Here is a 21,254-nt window from a genome sequence, read left to right on the forward strand (position 1 = left end):
CCAGTCAGGCGTCGACACGGAATGCGCCGGAGCCGCTGGCTGACAATTAAGATAACAAAGATAACTAAAAAATGAATAGCGCCTTAATTTCATCCAAAAAATTCAGATAAACCTATATTAATCAGGTTGTTAACCTATCAATCCAAATACAACTAAAAAATAGATAATATTATTAATGTTCGATTATCGGACATTTGCGGTTGACGGAAGGCTTTGGCTGTTTCCATTCTCTGTCCGCGACGTCGGCTGCAAGGCCCTCGCTCGACACCTAAAACAACAACAAAAAATGGACATCGAACATGCCAGATCTCCCATCCAACGCCGTTGCGGCTGCGTCAGCTTCCTGTGCGTCCAGTCTTCATTCGGGCCTGGCCCTGGCCTTGCTGGGCTTGAGCGTGTTGCCCGGCCAACTCTGGGCGGCGGGTTTTATCGACGACAGCCACGGCACCTTGACCCTGCGCAACTACTACATGAATCGCGACTACCAGGACGACGGGGCGAAGACGGCCGCACGGGAATGGGCCCAGGGTTTCATCATGAACATGGAGTCGGGCTTCACCGCGGGCACCGTCGGCTTTGGCCTGGATGTGCGCGGGCTGCTGGGGGTCAAGCTCGACTCCTCGCCGGACCGCAGCGGCACCGAGCTGCTGCCGGTGTCGGCCAGCGACAAGCGCGCCGCGGATCAATACTCGCGGCTGGCACCCACCGCCAAACTGCGGTTTGCCCAGACCACGGTGAAGACCGGCGATGTTTCGATCTTCCTGCCGTTCGCCTTTGCCAGCCCGTCGCGCCTGCTGCCGCAGACGTTTCGCGGCACCACCCTGAGCTCCAAGGACATCGACGGCCTGACCCTCAACACCGGCTATATCGACCGCATCAACAAGCGCGACTCCAGCGACTATCAGGCGATGACCATTGCCTCGCCCAACCGGCGTTTCAATGCCACTGCCAGCACTTCGCACCTGGCGTACCTGGGGGGCGATTACCAGGTCAACAAGGACCTCAGCCTGCGGGCCTATCACGCGCAAGTGGCTGACCTCTACCAGCAGGACACCCTGGCCCTGTTGCACAACCTGCCCCTGGGCGACGGTGTGCTGAGCAGCGACCTGCGCAGCTTTTTCAGCCGTGAAGACGGCAGTGCCAAGGCCGGCAAGGTCGACAACCGCAACCTCTCGGCGCTGTTTGGCTACAAGTTCGGCGGGCACCGGGTCAGCCTGGGCTACATGCACGCCAGTGGCGACACGGCCACGCCCTACCTCTCCGGCACCGAGTTGATGGGCATGAGCGAGCTGACCATGAGTTCGGACTTTCTCAACGCCAAGGAGCGCACCTGGCAAGCCATCTACGACTATGACTTTGCCGCATCCGGGGTGCCCGGGCTCAAGAGTCGCCTGCGCTATGTGCGCGGCGACCATATCGAACTGGCGGCCTTCAATGCCCAGGACCGCAAGGAGCGCGAGTTCCAGATGGAGTTGGGCTATGTGATCCAGAGTGGCCCACTGAAGGATGTCGGGCTGATCGCGCGCAAGTCGATCTACCGCAATGACTTCCCCACTGGCGCGGCGTTTCGCGATGAAAACCAGACCCGTTTCCTGGTGGTCTACAGCGTGCCGATCTGGTGATCCTGCGAGTGCGTTGAAACCGGCGCCGGCCGTTCCCTGGGAGCGGCCGGCGTCTTGCGTCAGGCCTGGTAGACCTTCTTCAGCAGCCGCAGCAGCTGTTCGCGCTCCTCGGTGTCGAGGGCTGAGGTGGCGTCGAGGTCACTTTGCGCGGCGATTTGCTTGAGTTCCTTGAGCAGGGCCTCACCGGTCTTGCTGAGGAATATCCCATAGGAGCGCTTGTCCGGTTTGCAGCGCACACGGACCGCCAGCGCCCGCTCTTCCAGTTTATTCAGCAGGGGCACCACTTGCGGCGGCTCGATGGCCAGGGCCCTGGCCAGGTCGGCCTGCATCAGCCCGGGGTTCTGTTCGATGATTGCCAGGGCCGAGAATTGCGCCGGGCGCAGGTCATGGGCCGAGAGCCGGCTGATCAGGTTCTGGAACAGTTTCAACTGGGCCCGACGCATGGCGTAGCCGATCAACTCGTCGAGGGCGGAGTCCAGCGGCGCCTGGATTTCGCCGCTGTCGACGGCGGACTCAAGGGCAGCGGCGCTCTTTGAAGGCTTGGCCATTGCAGGGAAATTCCTTGGGCTGGCGGTTAATAAGGCTATCTAGTTTGCCGAGGTTGGGCGGGGATAGCTACGGGAAGTCTCACACCCTGTGGCTTTGGCGAGGTCCTTGATGATAAATAAATTGGTTAATTCTATTAATAGTTAATTGACATAACTAGTTTGTCGGTTTAGTTTTTACCCATCGTCAAGCCAAGAACAAGAGAGCATCGCCATGAGCAATTACGAAGGTCGCTGGACAACGGTCAAGGTCGAAATCGAAGAGGGCATCGCCTGGGTCATTCTCAATCGCCCGGAAAAACGCAACGCCATGAGCCCGACCCTGAACCGGGAAATGATCGACGTGCTGGAAACCCTGGAGCAGGACCCGGCCGCCGGCGTGCTGGTGCTGACCGGTGCCGGTGAAGCCTGGACCGCCGGCATGGACCTCAAGGAGTACTTTCGCGAAGTGGACGCCGGCCCGGAGATCCTCCAGGAAAAAATCCGCCGCGAAGCCTCGCAATGGCAATGGAAACTGCTGCGCATGTACGCCAAGCCGACCATCGCCATGGTCAACGGCTGGTGCTTCGGTGGCGGCTTCAGCCCGCTGGTGGCGTGCGACCTGGCGATCTGCGCCGACGAAGCGACCTTCGGCCTCTCGGAAATCAACTGGGGCATCCCGCCGGGCAACCTGGTGAGCAAGGCCATGGCCGACACCGTGGGCCACCGCCAGTCGCTGTACTACATCATGACCGGCAAGACTTTCGGTGGGCAGAAAGCCGCCGAGATGGGCCTGGTCAACGAGAGTGTGCCGCTGGCGCAACTGCGTGAAGTGACCGTCGAGTTGGCGCGCAACCTGCTGGAGAAAAACCCGGTGGTGCTGCGTGCCGCCAAGCATGGTTTCAAGCGTTGCCGCGAGCTGACCTGGGAGCAGAACGAAGACTACCTGTACGCCAAGCTCGACCAGTCGCGCCTGCTGGACACCGAAGGCGGCCGCGAGCAGGGCATGAAACAGTTCCTCGACGACAAGAGCATCAAGCCCGGCCTGCAGGCGTATAAACGCTGAGCCCGGCTGGCGAACAGCGGGCGCATCCCGCTGTTCGCTGCGCCATGGCATTACTGTTACACCGCTGCGCTGCATTCCCGATAACGACAACAAGAGGAATCACCATGCTGGACGTGCCCCTGCTGATTGGTGGCCAGTCGCGCCCCGCCGGCGACGGTCGAACCTTCGAACGCCGTAACCCGGTGACCGGCGCGGTGGTGTCGCGCGTGGCCGCCGCGACCCTGGAAGATGCCGATGCCGCCGTGGCCGCGGCCCAGGCGGCATTCCCCACCTGGGCGGCCCTGGCCCCCAACGAACGCCGCAGCCGCCTGCTGCAGGCCGCCGAGCAATTGCAGGCGCGCAGTGGCGAATTCATCGCCGCCGCCGGCGAGACCGGGGCGATGGCCAACTGGTACGGCTTCAACGTGCGCCTAGCGGCCAACATGCTGCGTGAAGCAGCGTCGATGACCACTCAGATCAACGGCGAAGTCATCCCCTCGGATGTCCCCGGCAGTTTCGCCATGGCCCTGCGCCAACCCTGCGGCGTGGTGCTGGGCATCGCCCCGTGGAACGCCCCGGTGATTCTCGCCACCCGTGCCATCGCCATGCCCCTGGCCTGCGGCAACACCGTGGTGCTCAAGGCCTCCGAGCTGAGCCCGGCGGTGCACCGCCTGATCGGCCAGGTGCTGCAAGATGCCGGCCTGGGCGATGGCGTGGTCAACGTCATCAGCAATGCCCCGGCCGATGCCGCGGCCATTGTCGAGCGCCTGATCGCCAACCCGGCGGTGCGCCGGGTCAACTTCACCGGCTCGACCCATGTCGGGCGGATTGTTGGCGAGCTCTCGGCGCGTCACCTCAAGCCGGCCCTGCTGGAGCTGGGTGGCAAGGCGCCGTTGCTGGTGCTGGACGACGCCGACCTGGACGCGGCGGTCGAGGCCGCTGCGTTTGGCGCTTACTTCAATCAGGGGCAGATCTGCATGTCCACCGAGCGCTTGATCGTCGATGCCAAGGTCGCCGACGCCTTTGTTGCCAAGCTGGCGGCCAAGGTCGAGACCCTGCGTGCCGGCGACCCGACGGCCGAAGATTCGGTGCTCGGCTCCCTGGTGGATGCCAGTGCCGGCACGCGCATCCGGGCGCTGATCGACGATGCCCTGGGCCAGGGTGCACGGCTGGTGGTCGGCGGGCAATTGGACGGCAGCATCCTGCAGCCGACCCTGCTCGACGGTGTCACCGAGTCCATGCGCCTGTACCGTGAGGAATCCTTCGGCCCGGTGGCGGTGCTGCTGCGCGGTAGCGGTGATGAAGAGTTACTGCGCCTGGCCAACGACTCCGAGTTCGGCCTGGCGGCGGCGATTTTCAGCCGCGACACCGGGCGCGCCCTGGCCCTGGCGCAACGGCTCGAGTCGGGTATCTGCCACATCAATGGCCCGACCGTGCACGACGAGGCGCAAATGCCGTTTGGCGGCGTCAAGTCCAGTGGCTATGGCAGTTTTGGTGGCAAGGCGTCGATCGAGCACTTCACCCAGTTGCGCTGGGTGACCTTGCAAAACGGTCCGCGGCACTACCCGATCTGAGGCCCGCTGCAGTCTCGGCGAGCGACTCTGTGAGACTCGCCGCCGGAGGCCGCGGGCAGGCACAACAATAATAAGGCAGCGCATCGGCTGCCACGCTGCGCCCGCTGTCGCCTCTGCACGGCGTGGCGCCAGCGTGCCTTGATGGAGAGCAGACACGTGAGTTCCGAATTCAGATCGCCATTCCCGCCTCAAGTGAGCCCGGTGCCTTATCGCCGGGTGTCCATCGGCCACTCGCCGGTTGCGGTCAGCGAAGAGCATGGGGTGTTGCACATGCGTTCCCTGGAGCCCCTGGGCGAGTTGCCCCGGCGCTTGCTGGACCGCCTGCTGCATTGGGCCGCAGTGCGCCCGCAGCAGACCTTCATTGCCGCGCGCCAGGCCGGCGGCGACTGGCGCCGGGTCAGCTATGCACAGATGCTCGACAGCGTGCGGGCCATTGCCCAGGGCCTGCTGGGTTATGGCCTGTCTGCCGAAAGGCCTCTGGCCTTGCTCTCCGGCAATGACATCGAACACCTGCAACTGGCCCTCGGCGCGATGTACGCCGGCATTCCCTATTGCCCGGTGTCGCCGGCTTATTCGCTGTTGTCCCAGGACTTCGCCAAGTTGCGCCATGTCTGCGATGTGCTGCAGCCGGGGCTGGTGTATGTCAGCGAGGCGGCGGCCTTCGAGCGGGCGATCAACGCGGTGCTGCCAGCGGACGTGCCGTTGATTACCCTGCGTGGGCAAGTTACCGGCCGCACCCAGGTCAGTTTTGCCAGCCTGCTGCAACAACCCGGTGGCGCCGAGGCCGACGCGGCGTTCGCCGCCACCGGGCCGGACAGCATCGCCAAGTTCCTCTTCACCTCGGGCTCGACCAAGTTGCCCAAGGCGGTGATCACCACCCAGCGCATGCTCTGCGCCAACCAGCAGATGCTGTTGCAGACCTTCCCGGTGTTCGCTGAGGAACCGCCGGTGCTGGTGGACTGGCTGCCGTGGAACCACACGTTTGGTGGCAGCCACAACGTTGGCATCGTGCTCTACAACGGCGGCACCTTTTATCTGGACGACGGCAAGCCGACCGCCCAGGGTTTTGCCGAAACCCTGCGCAACCTCAAGGAGATCTCGCCCACCGCCTACCTGACCGTGCCCAAGGGCTGGGAAGAACTGGTCAGCGCCCTGGAGCAGGACGCCGAGTTGCGCGAGCGCTTTTTTGCCCGTATCAGCCTGTTCTTCTTTGCCGCTGCCGGCCTGTCGCAAAGTGTCTGGGACCGCCTCGATCGGGTGGCGGAACAGCACTGCGGCGAACGCATCCGCATGATGGCCGGCCTGGGCATGACCGAGGCGTCGCCGTCCTGCACCTTCACCACCGGACCGCTGTCCATGGCCGGTTACATCGGCCTGCCGGCGCCGGGCTGCGAAGTGCGCCTGGTGCCGGTGGACGGCAAGCTCGAAGGGCGTTTTCGCGGGCCGCACATCATGCCCGGCTACTGGCGCGCGCCGCAGCAGACCGCCGAGGTCTTCGACGACCAGGGTTTCTACTGCTCGGGTGATGCCTTGAAGCTGGCCGCCCCTGACGACCCACAATTGGGCTTGATGTTCGACGGGCGCATCGCCGAGGACTTCAAGTTGTCGTCCGGGGTGTTTGTCAGTGTCGGCCCGCTGCGCAATCGCGCGGTGCTGGAGGGCTCGCCCTATGTGCAGGACCTGGTGGTGGCCGCGCCGGACCGCGAATGCCTGGGGGCCTTGGTGTTTCCACGGCTCTACGAGTGCCGCCGGCTCTCCGCCTTGAACAGCGGCGCCAGTGACGCTGAAGTCCTCGCCAGCAAGCCGGTGCGCCAGTGGTTCGCTGACTGGCTGCAACGCCTCAACCGCGATGCCAGCGGTAATGCCAGCCGCCTGGAGTGGATCGCCTTGCTGGATGAGCCGGCGTCGATCGACCGGGGTGAGATCACCGACAAGGGTTCGATCAATCAGCGCGCGGTGTTGCAGTGGCGCGCTTCGAAAGTCGAAGCGCTGTATCGCGGCCTGGAACCGTCGATCCTGCGGGCTGGGCCACGGCCGTGAACAGCCCGGGACAGTATTCGGCGTTTACCGATGTCGCGATCTTCGAGGCGGTGCGCACGCCTTGGGTTGATCTTGGTGGCGCCCTGGCCCAGGTGTCACCGATTGACCTGGGGATTCAGGTCGGGCGCGAAGTGCTGGCGCGGGCCGCGATTGACCCGCGCCAGGTCGACAGCGTGCTGGCCGGCTCCATGGCCCAGGCCAGCTTCGATGCCTACTTGTTGCCGCGGCATATCGGGCTGTACAGCGGCGTGCCGCAGGCGGTGCCGGCACTGGCGGTACAGCGCATCTGCGCCACTGGTTTCGAGCTGCTGCGCCAAGCCGCCCGGCAGTTGGATGACGGCGTGCAACTGGCGCTGTGCGTGGCGGCGGAATCCATGTCGCGCAACCCGATTGCCGCCTACACCCACCGCGATGGTTTCCGTCTCGGTGCCGGGGTGCAGTTCAAGGACTTTCTCTGGGAGGCCCTGTATGACCCGGCCCCTGGCATCGACATGATCGCCACCGCCGACAACCTGGCCCGGCGCCATGGCTTGAGCCGCGAGGCGCTGGATCGCTATGCCTTCGACAGCCATCGGCTGGCGTTGCAGGCCCAGGCCGAAGGTTGGTATCAGGCGGAATTGGTGACGCTGGTCAACCAAGATTTTGAACTGCCTGGCTACGTGCCGCGCAGCCTGCAATTGCCCCGTGGGGTGGACAGCGTTTCCCGCGATAGCCACCCGCGTCCCAGCGATTTGCTGGCCTTGTCGCGGCTGCGTGCGGTGCATGCCGATGGCGTGCAAACCGCCGGCAACAGCTGCGCGGTGGTCGATGGCGCGGCCGCGGCGCTGGTGGGGCGCGCGTCGGCGGCAACGCGTCCGGTCCTGGCGCATTTGTGTGCCAGTGCGGTGGTCGGTGTGGCGCCGGAGTACATGGGCATCGGCCCGGCCCCGGCGATCCAGCTATTGCTGCAACGCAGTGGCCTGGACCTGCGGGATATCGGCCTGCTGGAAATCAACGAAGCCCAGGCTGCCCAGGTTTTGGCGGTGGCCCAGGTGCTGGAACTGGATATCCAGCGCCTCAATCGCCGCGGCGGTGCCATCGCCCTTGGCCATCCGCTGGCTGCCAGCGGCCTGCGCCTGGTGCTGACCCTGGCGCGGCAACTGCGCGAACAGCAACTGCGCTACGGCATTGTTGCGGCGTGCGTCGGTGGTGGGCAGGGCATGGCGCTGTTGATCGAGAACCCGCACGGGCGCGGTTGAAGTCCTGTTCCGGCGGCTTGGCCGGACCTGCTGCATTTTCATTTGAAGAGGTGAGCCATGTGGAGCTATCAGGCGCCGCTGCGCGATATGCAATTTGTCCTTGAACACTGGTTGCAAGCCCCTGCGGCCTGGCGCCAGGCCCCGGCGTTCGCCGAGCTGGATCTGCCCCTGGCATTGCAGGTGCTGGAGCAGGCCGGGCGCTTCAGCAGTGCGCTGCTGGCGCCGCTGAACAGCAGCGGCGATCGTCAGGGCTGCCGCTTTGCCGACGGCCGGGTGACCACCCCGGAGGGCTTTGCGCAAGCCTACCGGGCGTATGTCGAAGGTGGCTGGCCAGCGCTGGCCTGTGCCGAATCCCTGGGTGGCCAAGGCTTGCCGCAACTGCTGGACGCCGCCTTGCAGGAAATGCTCTACGCCAGCAACCACGGCTGGGCCATGTACACCGGCATCGCCCATGGTGCCTACCTGTGCCTCAAGACCCACGCCGCGCAATGGCTTCAGCAACGCTACCTGCCACCGATCATCAGCGGCGAATGCCTGCCCACCATGTGCCTGACCGAGCCCCAGGCCGGCAGTGATGTCGGCCTGCTGCGCTGTCGCGCCGAGGCGCAGGCGGACGGCAGTTACCAACTGCATGGCAGCAAACTGTTCATCTCCGGCGGCGACCACGACCTGACCGAGAACATCCTGCACCTGGTGCTGGCGCGAATCCCGGGGGCGCCCTCCGGCAGCCGCGGGATTTCCCTGTTCCTGGTGCCCAAGCGCCTGGATTCGGGGCAGGCCAACGGTGTGCGCTGTGACGCGATCGAACACAAGATGGGCATCAATGGCAGCGCCACCTGTTCCCTGGTGTTCGAGGGTGCCAAGGGTTGGTTGATCGGCGAAGCCAATCGCGGCCTGGCGGCGATGTTCGTGATGATGAATTCAGCGCGCCTGCATGTCGGCCTGCAAGGCCTGGGGCACACTGAGGCGGCCTGGCAGAACGCCCTGGCCTATGCCCGCGAGCGCAAGCAGATGCGCGCCCCGCAACGCCCGCCAGGGGTGGCCGCAGCAGAGGCCGACCCGCTCACCTACCACCCGGCCATGCGCCGTGTGCTGCTGGAGTTGCGGGTATGCAGCGAGGGCATGCGGGCCATCGGCTATTGGGCTGCGCACCTGCTGGATCAGGCTGAGCACGCGAGCGAGGAAGCGGCTCGCCAGCGTGCCGGGCAACTGAGTGAATGGCTGACGCCGGTGATCAAGGCGTTTTTCACCGAGCAGGGGTTTCGTCAGGCCAGTCATGCCTTGCAGGTGTTCGGTGGCTACGGCTACGTCCGCGAATTCGCCATCGAGCAGACCCTGCGCGACAGCCGCATCGCCATGATCTACGAAGGCAGCAACGAGATTCAGGCCAACGACCTGCTGCTGCGCAAGGTGCTGGGCGATCAAGGTCGAGCCTTTGGCCTGTTCCTGGAGGAGCTGCGAGAGGAGGCCGAGCAGGGCGTGCAATGGCCCGAATGCCAACTGTTCGCGGTGCAGTTGAACAGCTTGTGCGCCGCCCTTGAGGCGTTGCTGGGCGAAGTGCGGCAGCTGGCGCAGGAAGACCCGGAGTACCCTTATCGGGCCGCCGGGGATTTTCTCTATCTCTGTGGCCTGAGTTTGCTTGCCCTGGCCTGGGCACGAGCTGCCCGGGTGTCGCGGGTACTGCCACAAAGCGACCCGTTGCGTGCGCAGAAACTGCAAAGTGCACAGTTCTTTTTCAGCTATCTGCTGCCCCAGGCCGAGTCGCGCATGGCCGCGGTGCGTGGGGCTCGGGCACCGCTGGCGTTTGTCTGATACCGCCTAGAAAACCAGGTCCCGCTTGCGGGTAAAGGCCGAGATCCGGCTGTAGCGCCCGTTGTCCAGGCCGATGTTCAGTTCACCGTTGAAGTCGGGGTAGACCACCCGCCCGCTGGACAGCGGCAGCAGGGCGACCTTGAGCTTTTCCACCGGGGTCGAGGTGAACCGCAGTTCCTGGCTGGTGGGCGCCATGTGGGGCAGGGCGTAGCGGGCGCGTTTCAGCTCGCCGACATAGGTGTAGATCATCGGCGTCTGGTAGTTCTGGCCCCAGGGGCGGTAGGTCGACGAGTAGCCGATGATGTTCAGGGTCCGGCCCTTGATGTGGGCAAACATGAAGTCCGGGGTGCTGTCGTTGATGCGGCTGCTGTCGTCCAACAGGGCGTTGGCTTCGCTGACGCTGAGCAGGTTGTTGTCTTCATAGCCATTGCGGTCATAAGCGTGAAAGCCATTGAGCTCGGTCATGGCGCGGATCAGCAATTCCTTCGATGGGTCCGGGTGCATCAGGCGCACGTTGGGCCCGCAGGCGCTCAGCAGTAGCGGCATGCACAGGGCCAGCAGGCAGCCTCTCAGGGCGCGGGTGCTCATGTTCGGTGATTCCTTTCAGGGGGAGTGAAACGCCAGGTTGCAGCCAGGGGCGGCCATGGTCGCCGAACAGGACAGGGTTGTCAGCCCGAGCCTGGATAGGCGGATCGTCAGGCAAATGCCTGGCTCAGTGGATCCATTGCCTTGAGTCTTCCGTAGCCAGGGGCCGAGACGCTCCGGCACAACCCTCAGGATCGATGATCGCTCGATAATCGAACACTATTCAATGCTCTCTTAATTGTTGAATAACTTATTGATAAATAACCAATATAGTTAAATTCACAAGGATTTTTAGCGTTTTTTGACGCGACCTGCCCGGCCGGCGTCGAGCCCGGTCTATTGTCTGTGGATCCATTAACTGATTGATTAGCGCCCTGGCGATGGCGGGAGTGTTCCTGGCCGTCCCCCATAAAAACTACAAAAAAGGGTTTCGTCATGAATGGCCTCTCCAGGCTACGGAGCGTCTCGGCGCCTGTACGCCGCCTGCCTGTGTGCATCTTTGTCTTCGATCCTGCGCGCCGGTCCGTGACCGGCCGGGAGGATCGCCCATGAGCCAGTCTCTGCAACAGCGTGTCGACCAGGGTGCAATGAACCGCTTCCAATGGCTGGCGGTGGGCATTTGCATCGTCCTCAACATGATCGACGGCTTCGACGTGCTGGTCATGGCCTTCACCGCGGCCTCGGTCTCGGCAGAGTGGGGCTTGAATGGCGCACAGATCGGCCTGCTGCTCAGCGCCGGGCTGTTCGGCATGGCCGCCGGCTCGCTGTTCATCGCGCCCTGGGCCGATCGCTTCGGACGCCGCCCGCTGATCCTGTTCTGCCTGTTGCTATCGGGCCTCGGCATGCTGCTGTCCGCCACCAGCCAGAGCCCCTTGCAACTGGCCCTGCTGCGCGGCCTCACCGGCCTGGGCATCGGCGGCATCCTGGCCAGCAGCAACGTGATTGCCAGTGAGTATTCCAACCGCCGCTGGCGCGGCCTGGCGGTGAGCCTGCAATCCACTGGCTATGCCCTGGGCGCGACCCTCGGCGGTTTGCTGGCGGTGTGGCTGTTGAGCCATTGGGGCTGGCGCTCGGTGTTTGTCTTCGGCGGTGTGGTGACCTTGCTGGTGATCCCGGTGGTGGTGCTGTGGCTGCCGGAGTCGGTGGACTTTCTGCTGGCCCGACGGCCTGCCGATGCCCTGCTGCGGATCAACCGCCTGGCCCGGCGCCTGGGGCTTGTCGAACTGACCCGGCTACCGCTGGCCACGCAGCGCGAGCCGGGTGCAGCGCAAGGCTTCGGCCAGCTGTTGACCCCCGCCATGCGCCACACCACGTTGCTGATCTGGTTGCTGTTTTTCCTGGTGATGTTCGGTTTCTACTTCGTCATGAGTTGGACTCCCAAGCTGCTAGTGGCCGCCGGGTTGTCGGCGCAGCAGGGGATTACCGGCGGGGTGCTGCTGAGCGTCGGCGGGATCTTCGGCGCGGCGTTGATCGGTGGCCTGTCGTCACGCTGGCCGCTGACCCGGGTGCTGTCGCTGTTCATGTTGATCACTGCCGGGCTGCTGGTGCTGTTCGCCAGTGCCGGCTCGTCGATGGCGGCGGCCTTGGGCCTGGGGCTGTTGATCGGGCTGTTCGCCAACGGTTGCGTGGCTGGGCTCTATGCCCTGTCACCGGTGGTGTATGACGCTTCGGTGCGGGCCACCGGCGTCGGCTGGGGCATTGGCATCGGGCGTATCGGCGCGATTGTCTCGCCGACCGTGGCCGGGGTGCTGTTGGACAGTGGCTGGCAGCCGCTGCACCTGTACGGGGTGTTTGCCGTGGTGTTCGTGATTGCTGCCGGCTGCCTGTTGCTGTTGCGGCCCCGGGTGGTGCAGGGGCAACCGGCACTGGCTCAAGGCTGACCGTCGATGATCGCTTCGGCCACGGTGCGGCAGAACCAGCGCAAGGCGGCGGAGCTGTCGCTGTTGGGGTGCCAGTGCAGGGATACGTCGAACTCGCCCACGGCGAACGGCAGTTCCAGCGTCTGCAGGCCGCCGTCCTGGGTGAACAGCCGGGCGATCTGCGCCGGCAGCACGGCCAGCAGGTCGGTGCCGGGCAAGACCTTGGGCAGCACCGAGAAGTGCGGCACATGCAGGCTGATCCGGCGTTGCACGTTCATCTGCTGCAGCACGTCCTCGACGCTGCCGTGGCCGCTGGTGCGGGTCACGGTGATATGCCGCTCGGCGAGGAACTGCTCCAGGCTCAATTGCTGGCCGATACGCGGATGACGGTCGCTGAGCAGGCACACATAGCGCTCGCGGATCAGTACCTGGCTGCGGGTGCCGCTGATGTTCTTGCGGCAGATCACTGCGTCGACCTTGCCGCTGGCCAGCCATTCGTTGACCTGGTCCACCTGCAACGGCAGGACCTCGACTTCGGCCTCGGGGGCTTCGCGGTTGAGGCGCGCCAGGATCAGCGGCAGAAAGCCCATTTCGCCAAGGTCGGAGAGGGCGATGCGAAAGCGCCGCTCGGTGCTGGCCGGGTCGAAGTGGCGACTGCCGTGCACGGCGTTTTCGATGCGCGTCAGGGACTCGCGAAAGGTCAGGTACAGCTCATCGGCCAGGCGGGTGGGCTGGATGCCGTCGCGGGTGCGGCTGAACAGGGCGTCGTCCAGCAGTTCGCGCAGGCGCGCCAGGCCGTAGCTGACCGAGGGCTGGGTGACGAACAGGCGCTCGGCGGCCAGGGTCACGCTGCGGGCTTCGTAGAGGGTGACGAAGGTGCGGATCAGGTTCAGGTCGATGTGGCTCATGGGGCCTCAGTGATATAGACAGGTTTTATTTTTAATAGAAATAGTATCGATTTGATCAATCTGATGGCGACTGCAAGAGTACTGCAAATTCTAAAAAGCAGCGGCAAAGGTCCTTATGAAAACCGTCCATAGCGCGTCCTACGAGATTCTTCGCCAACAGGGTCTGACCACCGTGTTCGGCAACCCCGGTTCCAATGAATTGCCGTTCCTCAAGGGCTTTCCCGAGGACTTCCAATACATCCTCGGCCTGCACGAAGGCGCTGTCGTGGGCATGGCCGATGGCTTCGCCCTGGCCAGCGGCAAGCCGGCCTTCGTCAACTTGCATGCGGCCGCCGGTACCGGCAATGGCATGGGCGCGCTGACCAATGCCTGGTACTCCCACAGCCCGCTGGTGATCACCGCTGGTCAGCAGGTGCGCTCGATGATCGGCGTCGAGGCGATGCTGGCCAACGTCGATGCACCGCAACTGCCCAAGCCCCTGGTCAAGTGGAGCCACGAGCCAGCCTGCGCCGAGGACGTGCCGCGGGCCTTGAGCCAGGCGATCCACATGGCCAACCAGGCACCGAAGGGGCCGGTCTACCTGTCGATTCCCTACGACGACTGGGCCCGCGCAGCGCCGGCCGGGGTCGAGCACCTGGCCCGGCGTCAGGTGGCCAGCGCCGGGCTGCCGGCCGCCGCGCAATTGCGCTCGCTGGTGCAGCGCCTGACGGCGGCGCGCAATCCGGTGCTGGTGCTGGGGCCGGATGTCGACGGCAGCCAGAGCAACCACCTGGCGGTGCAACTGGCGGAGAAATTGCGCATGCCGGCCTGGGTCGCGCCGTCGGCTTCGCGCTGCCCGTTTCCCACGCGCCATCCGAGCTTTCGCGGGGTGTTGCCCGCGGCCATCGCCGGCATCAGCCGCTGCCTGGCCGAGCATGACCTGATCCTGGTGGTGGGCGCGCCGGTGTTCCGTTATCACCAGTTCGCCCCGGGCGACTACCTGCCGGCCGGCACCGAGTTGCTGCACATCACCTGTGACCCCGGCGAAGCCGCGCGGGCGCCGATGGGCGACGCCCTGGTGGCAGACATTGCCGAGACCTTGCAGGCGCTGGTCTGGGCCTTGCCGGACAGCGACCGAGCGATGCCCCGGGCCTTGCCATTGGCAGAGCCGGTGGTGGAGCAGGGCGGCCTGCTGCGCCCGGAAACCGTGTTCGATGTGCTCGACGAGTTGGCGCCCAAGGACGCGATCTACGTCAAGGAATCCACGTCCACCGTCGGCGCTTTCTGGCAGCGGGTGGAGATGCGCGAGCCCGGCAGTTATTTCTTCCCGGCGGCCGGCGGCCTGGGTTTTGGCCTGCCCGCAGCGGTGGGGGTGCAACTGGCCAGGCCCGAGCGCCAGGTGATCGGGATCATCGGCGACGGCTCGGCCAACTACGGCATCACCGCCCTGTGGACTGCGGCCCAGTACCAGATCCCGGTGGTGTTCATCATTCTGAAAAATGGCACCTACGGCGCCCTGCGCTGGTTCGCCGATGTGCTGCAAGTCAGCGACGCACCAGGGCTGGATGTGCCGGGCCTGGACTTCTGCGCCATCGGCCGTGGTTATGGCGTGCACTCGGTGCAGGCCAATACCCGCGAGGAATTTGCCCAAGCCCTGAGCGAGGCCCTGGCGGGCAAGCGCCCGGTGCTGATCGAGGTGCCGACCCTGACCATCGAACCTTGAGTGCTTGAACAGCGCCGGGCCACGCGCCCGGTGTTGCCTACCGCGGCTTGCGGATACACCACAACAATAAAAAGAGGTGGTTATGAACACGACGTCCGTCACTGAAGTGCTGGATGCTGCCCCGCTTCAATCACGCTCGGGTCCCGCCAGTGCCGATATCGGCAGCTTGCTGGACCAGGGGCCTTACACCGCCATGCAGAAGATCGTGGTACTGCTGGCGGCGCTGTCCATCGTGATGGACGGTTTCGACGGCCAGCTCATCGGTTTCGCCATTCCGCTGATGATCAAGGAGTGGGGCATCACCCGCGAGGCCTTTGCCCCGGCAGTGGCGGCCGGGCTGATCGGCATGGGCATCGGCAGCGCCTGTGCCGGCCTGTTCGCTGACCGTTTCGGCCGACGCATGGCGGTCATCGCCAGTGTATTGGTGTTCGGCACCGCGACCTGCGCCATCGGCCTGGCGCCGGATGCGCTGACGGTGGCGGCGTTGCGCTTCATTGCCGGGCTGGGCATCGGCGGCGCCTTGCCCAGCGCCACCACCATGACCGCAGAATTCACCCCGGCGCGGCGGCGCACCCTGGCAGTCACGGCGACCATTGTCTGCGTGCCCCTGGGGGGAATGCTCGCGGGGTTCTTCGCTTCCCACGTGTTGCCGTTGTATGGCTGGCGCACGCTGTTCTTCATGGGCGGTGCGCTGCCCATCGTGCTGGGTTTTGCGCTGTTGGCGACGTTGCCGGAATCGCCACGCTTCCTGGCGCGCCGACCGCAGCGCTGGAACGAACTCAGCGCGCTGCTCGGGCGCCTGGGGCGGCCAATGCCCGAGGGCACGCGCTACACCGACGCCGTGGAGCAGGCGAGTGAGCAACAAGGCGGCTTCCGGGCACTGTTCGCCAAGGGCTACGGACGTGACACGGTGGCGGTCTGGGTGGCGTTTTTCATGTGCCTGACGGCCGTCTACAGCGCCTTCAGCTGGCTGCCGACCATGCTCCAGGCCGAAGGTTTGCCACTGGCCGTCGCCGGCTCCGGCCTGACCGCCTATAACCTGGGCGGGGTGATCGGTGCGTTGGTCTGCGCGGTGGCCATGACCCGCTGGGGTTCGTTCTGGCCGTTGCTGATCTGTTGTGCCGGCGGTGCCGCCAGCGCCTTTGCCATGCAGGTGCTGGACGTCAACCAGAACACCAACCTGCTGATCTTCGGTTTCGGTGTGCATGGGTTGTTCGTCAATGCCGTGCAATCAACCTTGTATGCGCTGTGCGCGTTTATCTATCCCACTGGAGTGCGGGCCACCGGCACCGCATCGGCCTTGGCCTTTGGTCGCCTGGGGGCGATCCTCAGTGCCTTTGCCGGTGCCACGATCATCACCCGCGGGGGCGCCGAGAGTTACCTGACACTGCTGGGCTCGGTGATGCTGCTGGCGCTGATTGCGCTGGTCGTGGTGCGCCGACATATTCCCCGGCGACTGCCGGGCCTGTGATGAATCCGGCCATAGGCTGGGAGGGCAGGGCGATGATTCACTTCATTCACGCAACAAGCCAGGAGGCTCGATGAACATCAGTATTCTAGGGGCGGGCGCCATGGGCTCGCTGTTTGGCGGGCGGCTGGCGGAGAGCGGCCAGCAGGTCACGTTGCTGGATATCAACGAGGCCCATCTTGAGGCGATCCGCAGCCAGGGTTTGCGCCTGCAGACCGACAGCGGCGACCGGCGAGTGCCCGGGCTCAGTGTTTGCCGCCCGGAGCAGGCTACCGGCCAGCCTGACCTGTTGCTGGTGTTCACCAAGACCCAACACACCGAGCAGGCGCTGCGCAGCGTTGCCACGCACATCGGCCAGCACACGCTGGTGCTGAGTTTGCAGAACGGCCTGGGCAACGCTGAGGCACTGTGCCGGCATCTCGCCAAGGAGCAGGTGATGATCGGCATGACCACCTGGCCCGGCGACATGGCCGGGCCCGGGCACGTGCACTCCCATGGCGAGGGCGTGGTGCGCACTTTCAGCGTGGACGGCGTCGAGCGTCCGGCCCACGCCGAAGTCGCAGCGGTGCTGGATGCCGCGGGCTTGCAGTGCGCATTGGACCCGAACATCTGGACCACCATCTGGGAGAAGGTCGCATTCAACGCGGCCTTGAACAGCCTGTGCGCCGCCACGGGTTGCACGGTGGGGCAACTGGACGCCAGGCCGGAAGGCCCGGCGCTGGTGCGCGCGGTGGTCCTGGAGGTGCTGGCCGTGGCCCAGGCGCAGGGGATTGCGGTCGATGCCCCGCGCTGCCTGGGGAGTGTGTCCCATGCGATTGCTCATCATCGGGCGCACAAACCGTCGATGCTGCAAGACGTATTGGCCGGCCGGCCCACGGAAATCGGTGCGATCAATGGCGAGGTCGTGGCCAGGGCGCGCGAGGTGGGTGTCGCCGTACCGCATACCGAAACCCTGCTCGGGCTGTTACGCCTGATCGAGGCACGTGCCGCCGCAGGTGCCGATGAGTAGTGCCGTACACCGCGCTCCTGAGCGGGTCGAACCCGAGCTCAGGCTTGCCGGTCAGAAGATGATTGAGGCCCAGGGCGCAAGCCGGTGCCTTCGCCAGCACTGCGGCGCTAGCGATTTATGAATCCCGTTCTTCGAGGAGTTTTGTCATGAGTGATTGCAACGCTGTCTACACCGATCTGCACCTGCAACCGATCGCCGGCCAGTGGCGTGCCGGCGCCGCCGGCAAGACCCTGGCGGTCAGCAACCCGTTCGATGGCGCATTGCTGCTGGAAGTGGCCCAGGCCAACCGCGCCGACCTTGACGCAGCCTATCGCCAGGCTGCCGCGGTGCAGCCGCAGTGGGCGGCCCTGGGGCCGTCGGCGCGAGCGCAAGTGCTGCATGCCGCGGTGGCGATCTTCGACCGGCGCCGGGATGAAATTGTCGACTGGATCATTCGCGAGTCCGGCAGTACGCGGATCAAGGCCCTGGCTGAATGGGGCGCGGCGCGGGCGATCACCCTGGAGTCGGCGTCCTTTCCGGCGCGGGTTCATGGGCGCATTGTCGAATCCGATGTGCCGGGCAAGGAGAGCCGGGTCTATCGCAGTGCCCTGGGGGTGGTCGGGGTGATCAGCCCGTGGAACTTCCCGCTGCACCTGACCCAGCGTTCCATTGCCCCGGCCCTGGCGCTGGGCAATGCGGTGGTGGTCAAGCCGGCCAGCGATACGCCGGTCTGCGGCGGCTTGCTGCTGGCGCGGATCTTCGAGGAAGCCGGGCTGCCGGCCGGGGTCTTCAGTGTGGTGGTCGGCGCGGGCAGCGAGATCGGCGATGCCTTTGTCGAGCACCCGATTCCGTCGCTGATCACCTTTACCGGCTCGACCCCGGTGGGACGTGGCATCGGCCGCATTGCCAGCGGTGGCGAGCATCTCAAGCACGTGGCCCTGGAACTGGGCGGCAACAGCCCGTTCGTGGTGCTGGATGACGCCGACCTCGAACAGGCGGTGAACGCCGCAGTGTTCGGCAAGTTCCTGCACCAGGGGCAGATCTGCATGGCGATCAACCGGATCATCCTCGACGCCAAGGTCTATGACGCCTTCGCCGAGCGCTTTGTGGCCCGGGTCAAGCAGCTCAAGGTGGGTGATCCGCAATCGATCGAGACGGTGATTGGCCCGGTGATCAACGCCAAGCAGTTGCAGGGCCTGCAGGAGAAAATTACCCTGGCGCGCCGCGAAGGCGCGGAACCTTTGTACGAGGGCGGCCTGCAGGGCAACCTGCTGGCGCCCCACGTGTACGGTGAAGTGCGCGCCGAGATGGACCTGGCGCGCAACGAAATCTTCGGCCCGCTGGTGGGGCTGATTCGCGCACGGGATGAAGCCCACGCCCTGGAGCTGGCCAATGACAGCGAGTTCGGCCTGTCCAGCGCGGTGTTCACCGGCAACCTGGAGCGCGGGGTGAATTTTGCCCGCCAGGTGCGTGCCGGCATGACCCACATCAACGACGTACCGGTGAACGATGAGGCCAATGCGCCGTTTGGCGGTGAGAAGAACTCCGGCCTTGGACGCTTCAATGGCGACTGGGCGATCGACGAGTTCACCCGTGATCACTGGATCAGCCTGCAACATCAGCCGCGTCAGTATCCCTTCTGATGTAGCCCCCTGAGTCACGCCCGGCCGCCCTGGCCGGGCTTTCGAGCAACCGTTGCCAGATGCGCCGTGAATGGCCTGTCGGGGAACGGCTGCGCCTAAAAAAACGGAGAACAATAATAATGAGCAACCGTCACTCCTTCCTTGCGCACTCGCTGCTGGGCACCTCCTTGTCATTGGTCGGCTGTGCCTCGGCCTGGGCGGACGAGGGTGGCTTCCTTGAAGGCGCCAAGACCGACCTGCTGCTGCGCAACTATTACTTCAACCGGGATTTTCGCGACCACGATGGGCCCAAGGGGCTGGTCGCGGAGTGGGCCCAGGGCTTCACCCTCAAGTTCAGCTCCGGCTATACCCCGGGCATCGTGGGTTTTGGCCTGGATGCCATCGGCATGTTCGGCATCAAGCTCGATAGCAGCCGCCGGGTCAGTGGCTCCGAGTTGTTGCCGGTGCATGACGATGGCAGCGCGGCGGACAATTTCGGGCGGGCCGGCGCGGCGTTGAAGATGCGCCTGTCGCAGACCGAGCTGAAGGTCGGCGAGCTGTTGCCGGATGTGCCGGTGCTGCGCTATGACGACGGGCGCCTGCTGCCGCAGACCTTTCGCGGGACGATGCTGGTCTCGCGAGAGATCGCCGGACTGGGACTGCAGGCCGGGCAGTACCGCGCGGTGAGCCTGCGCAACTCATCGGACATGCAGGACCTGTCGGCCTGGGCTGCACCGGGGGTGAAGTCCGACGGTTTCAACTATGCCGGTGCCGAATACCGTTTCAACCAGCAGCGCACCCTGGTGGGCGCCTGGCACTCGCAGCTGGAAGACATCTACCGCCAGAGCTACTTCAACGTGCAGCACAAGCAGCCGGTGGGGGACTGGGTGCTGGGGGGCAACCTTGGTTACTTCATCGACCGCGACGATGGCAGTGCGCGCATCGGCAGGGTCGACAGTCACACTGCCTATGGCCTGTTTTCCGCCTCCACGGCCGGCCACACCCTGTACCTGGGTTTACAGAAAGTCAGCGGTGACAGCCCGTGGATGTCGGTCTATGGCAGCAGTGGCCGGACCCTGGGCAATGACATGTTCAACGGCAACTTCAGCAACGCCGGCGAGCGTTCCTGGCAACTGCGTTACGACTACGATTTTGCCGCCGCCGGCGTGCCCGGGTTGCTGGCCATGGTGCGCTATGGCCACGGGGACAATGCCACCACCAAGGTCGGCAACGGCGGCACCGAATGGGAACGCGATACCGAGATTGGCTACACCTTGCAGAGTGGCAGCCTGAAAAACCTCAGCCTGCGGCTGAACAACGCCACCAACCGACGCAGTTTCAATCGTGACTTTGACCAGACGCGGCTGATCGTCAGCTACCCGCTGTCGTTCTGACCTGGTTGGCGGCCTGCAGCGGGTGCTGCGGGCGGCGCCAGGTCCGCGCATGAGGGCTGGAGAAGGTCATTGCCTTGCAGCGCGTGAGGCATCGCCGCTGCAGTTGCGCCGGACCTTGCGGTACTATGGCGGCCCACGTTTTCAGGAAGCTGCCTGGATGAGTAAGCCCGGTCAAACGGTGCTGGTCGCGCTGCGCAAGATGATCGCCTCGGGCGAGTTGGCGGCGGGCGAGCGACTGATGGAAGTGCCCACCGCCGAGTTGTTCGGGGTCTCGCGCATGCCGGTGCGCATGGCCTTTCGTACCCTGGAGCAGGAAGGCCTGCTGGTGCGCTTTGGTGGGCGCGGCTTCCAGGTGCGTTCGGTCAGCGCCGAAGAGATTGCCGGGGCGGTGGAAGTGCGCGGGGTGTTGGAAGGCCTGGCAGCGCGCCAGACCGCCGAACGCGGGCTGTCCAGTGAAGCACGGGCGATCCTTGAGCGTTGCCTGGTGCAGGGTGACGGTTTGTTCGACAAGGGTTATGTCAGCGAAGAGGACCTTGAGGTCTATCACGACCTGAACATGCGTTTTCACCAGGTGATCGTCGCGGGCAGCGGCAACCCGGCCATCGCCGACGCCCTGGCGCGCAACGACCATTTGCCGTTTGCCTCGGTGACCGCCCTGGCGGTGGATCGCCAGGACCTGGCCCGCGAGTACCGGCGTTTCAACTACGCGCACATGCAGCATCACTCGGTGTTCGATGCCCTGGTCAATGGCCAGGGCGCGCGGGCCGAAGCGCTGATGCGCGAGCATGCCAACGCGACCCTGCGTTACGCCGAGACCTTCGGTTCGGCGCTGGCCGATGAGCGCATGAAACTGATCCTGCCAGCATCCTAGGG

At 64.9% G+C, this 21,254-nt stretch carries 16 protein-coding genes; 13 read left to right on the forward strand and 3 right to left on the reverse strand.

The genetic code is table 11. The features are described 5' to 3' along the window. Positions 1–299 precede the first annotated feature (299 nt). A complete protein-coding gene (locus GV818_RS13580) occupies positions 300–1,622 on the forward strand; it encodes an OprD family porin (RefSeq protein WP_161776783.1) in 1,323 nt (440 codons plus the stop codon). A 59-nt stretch (positions 1,623–1,681) separates the two neighbouring features. Here the strand turns inward: GV818_RS13580 and GV818_RS13585 are convergent, their stop codons facing one another. Then, entirely contained in the window at positions 1,682–2,170 is a 489-nt protein-coding gene (locus GV818_RS13585) for a MarR family winged helix-turn-helix transcriptional regulator (protein WP_161757256.1), read from the reverse strand. Positions 2,171–2,381: 211 nt separating this feature from the next. On the opposite strand from GV818_RS13585, the gene GV818_RS13590 reads away from it, so the two are divergent. The 5 genes from GV818_RS13590 (at position 2,382) to GV818_RS13610 (ending at position 9,855) form a co-directional block, all read left to right on the forward strand. Beyond that, a complete protein-coding gene (locus tag GV818_RS13590) occupies positions 2,382–3,212 on the forward strand; it encodes a p-hydroxycinnamoyl CoA hydratase/lyase (RefSeq protein WP_046815496.1) in 831 nt (276 codons plus the stop codon). Between the two features lie 104 nt (positions 3,213–3,316). Further along, entirely contained in the window at positions 3,317–4,765 is a 1,449-nt protein-coding gene (locus tag GV818_RS13595; RefSeq protein WP_161776784.1) for an aldehyde dehydrogenase, read from the forward strand. A gap of 156 nt (positions 4,766–4,921) precedes the next feature. After that, positions 4,922–6,805, forward strand: a complete 1,884-nt coding sequence (locus GV818_RS13600; protein ID WP_368668906.1) for a feruloyl-CoA synthase — start codon at positions 4,922–4,924, stop codon at positions 6,803–6,805. Beyond that, positions 6,802–8,043, forward strand: a complete 1,242-nt coding sequence (locus tag GV818_RS13605) for a thiolase family protein (protein ID WP_161776785.1) — start codon at positions 6,802–6,804, stop codon at positions 8,041–8,043. The genes GV818_RS13600 and GV818_RS13605 overlap by 4 nt, the downstream gene beginning before the upstream one ends. Before the next feature lie 57 nt (positions 8,044–8,100). Next, positions 8,101–9,855, forward strand: coding sequence for an acyl-CoA dehydrogenase (locus GV818_RS13610; RefSeq protein WP_161776786.1), 1,755 nt, complete (start codon positions 8,101–8,103; stop codon positions 9,853–9,855). Between the two features lie 6 nt (positions 9,856–9,861). On the opposite strand, the gene GV818_RS13615 is transcribed toward GV818_RS13610, so the two are convergent. Continuing rightward, positions 9,862–10,443 carry a hypothetical protein gene (locus GV818_RS13615; protein ID WP_161757251.1) on the reverse strand — a complete coding sequence of 194 codons (582 nt, stop codon included), beginning with the start codon at positions 10,441–10,443 and terminating at the stop codon, positions 9,862–9,864. 545 nt (positions 10,444–10,988) lie between these two features. On the opposite strand from GV818_RS13615, the gene GV818_RS13620 reads away from it, so the two are divergent. Beyond that, complete coding sequence (locus GV818_RS13620) at positions 10,989–12,320, forward strand: MFS transporter (protein ID WP_161776787.1); 1,332 nt, start codon at positions 10,989–10,991, stop codon at positions 12,318–12,320. Here GV818_RS13620 and GV818_RS13625 read toward each other — a convergent pair. Next, positions 12,311–13,207 carry a LysR family transcriptional regulator gene (locus GV818_RS13625; RefSeq protein ID WP_161776788.1) on the reverse strand — a complete coding sequence of 299 codons (897 nt, stop codon included), beginning with the start codon at positions 13,205–13,207 and terminating at the stop codon, positions 12,311–12,313. The genes GV818_RS13620 and GV818_RS13625 overlap by 10 nt on opposite strands. A gap of 115 nt (positions 13,208–13,322) precedes the next feature. On the opposite strand from GV818_RS13625, the gene mdlC reads away from it, so the two are divergent. The 6 genes from mdlC (at position 13,323) to GV818_RS13655 (ending at position 21,252) form a co-directional block, all read left to right on the forward strand. Continuing rightward, entirely contained in the window at positions 13,323–14,909 is a 1,587-nt protein-coding gene (gene mdlC / locus GV818_RS13630) for a benzoylformate decarboxylase (protein WP_161757248.1), read from the forward strand. A gap of 82 nt (positions 14,910–14,991) precedes the next feature. Continuing rightward, complete coding sequence (locus GV818_RS13635; RefSeq protein WP_161776789.1) at positions 14,992–16,380, forward strand: MFS transporter; 1,389 nt, start codon at positions 14,992–14,994, stop codon at positions 16,378–16,380. Positions 16,381–16,450: 70 nt separating this feature from the next. After that, the gene (locus GV818_RS13640; protein WP_161776790.1) at positions 16,451–17,386 is read left to right on the forward strand and encodes a ketopantoate reductase family protein; all 936 of its coding nucleotides are present in this window, start codon (positions 16,451–16,453) and stop codon (positions 17,384–17,386) included. Positions 17,387–17,532: 146 nt separating this feature from the next. Beyond that, a complete protein-coding gene (locus GV818_RS13645) occupies positions 17,533–19,008 on the forward strand; it encodes an aldehyde dehydrogenase family protein (RefSeq protein WP_161776791.1) in 1,476 nt (491 codons plus the stop codon). 119 nt (positions 19,009–19,127) lie between these two features. After that, a complete protein-coding gene (locus tag GV818_RS13650; protein ID WP_161757244.1) occupies positions 19,128–20,381 on the forward strand; it encodes an OprD family porin in 1,254 nt (417 codons plus the stop codon). A gap of 157 nt (positions 20,382–20,538) precedes the next feature. Beyond that, the gene (locus GV818_RS13655) at positions 20,539–21,252 is read left to right on the forward strand and encodes a GntR family transcriptional regulator (protein ID WP_161757243.1); all 714 of its coding nucleotides are present in this window, start codon (positions 20,539–20,541) and stop codon (positions 21,250–21,252) included. Positions 21,253–21,254: the final 2 nt, after the last annotated feature.

The sequence above is a fragment of the Pseudomonas sp. Fl4BN1 genome (assembly GCF_009908285.1).
Classification (GTDB): domain Bacteria; phylum Pseudomonadota; class Gammaproteobacteria; order Pseudomonadales; family Pseudomonadaceae; genus Aquipseudomonas.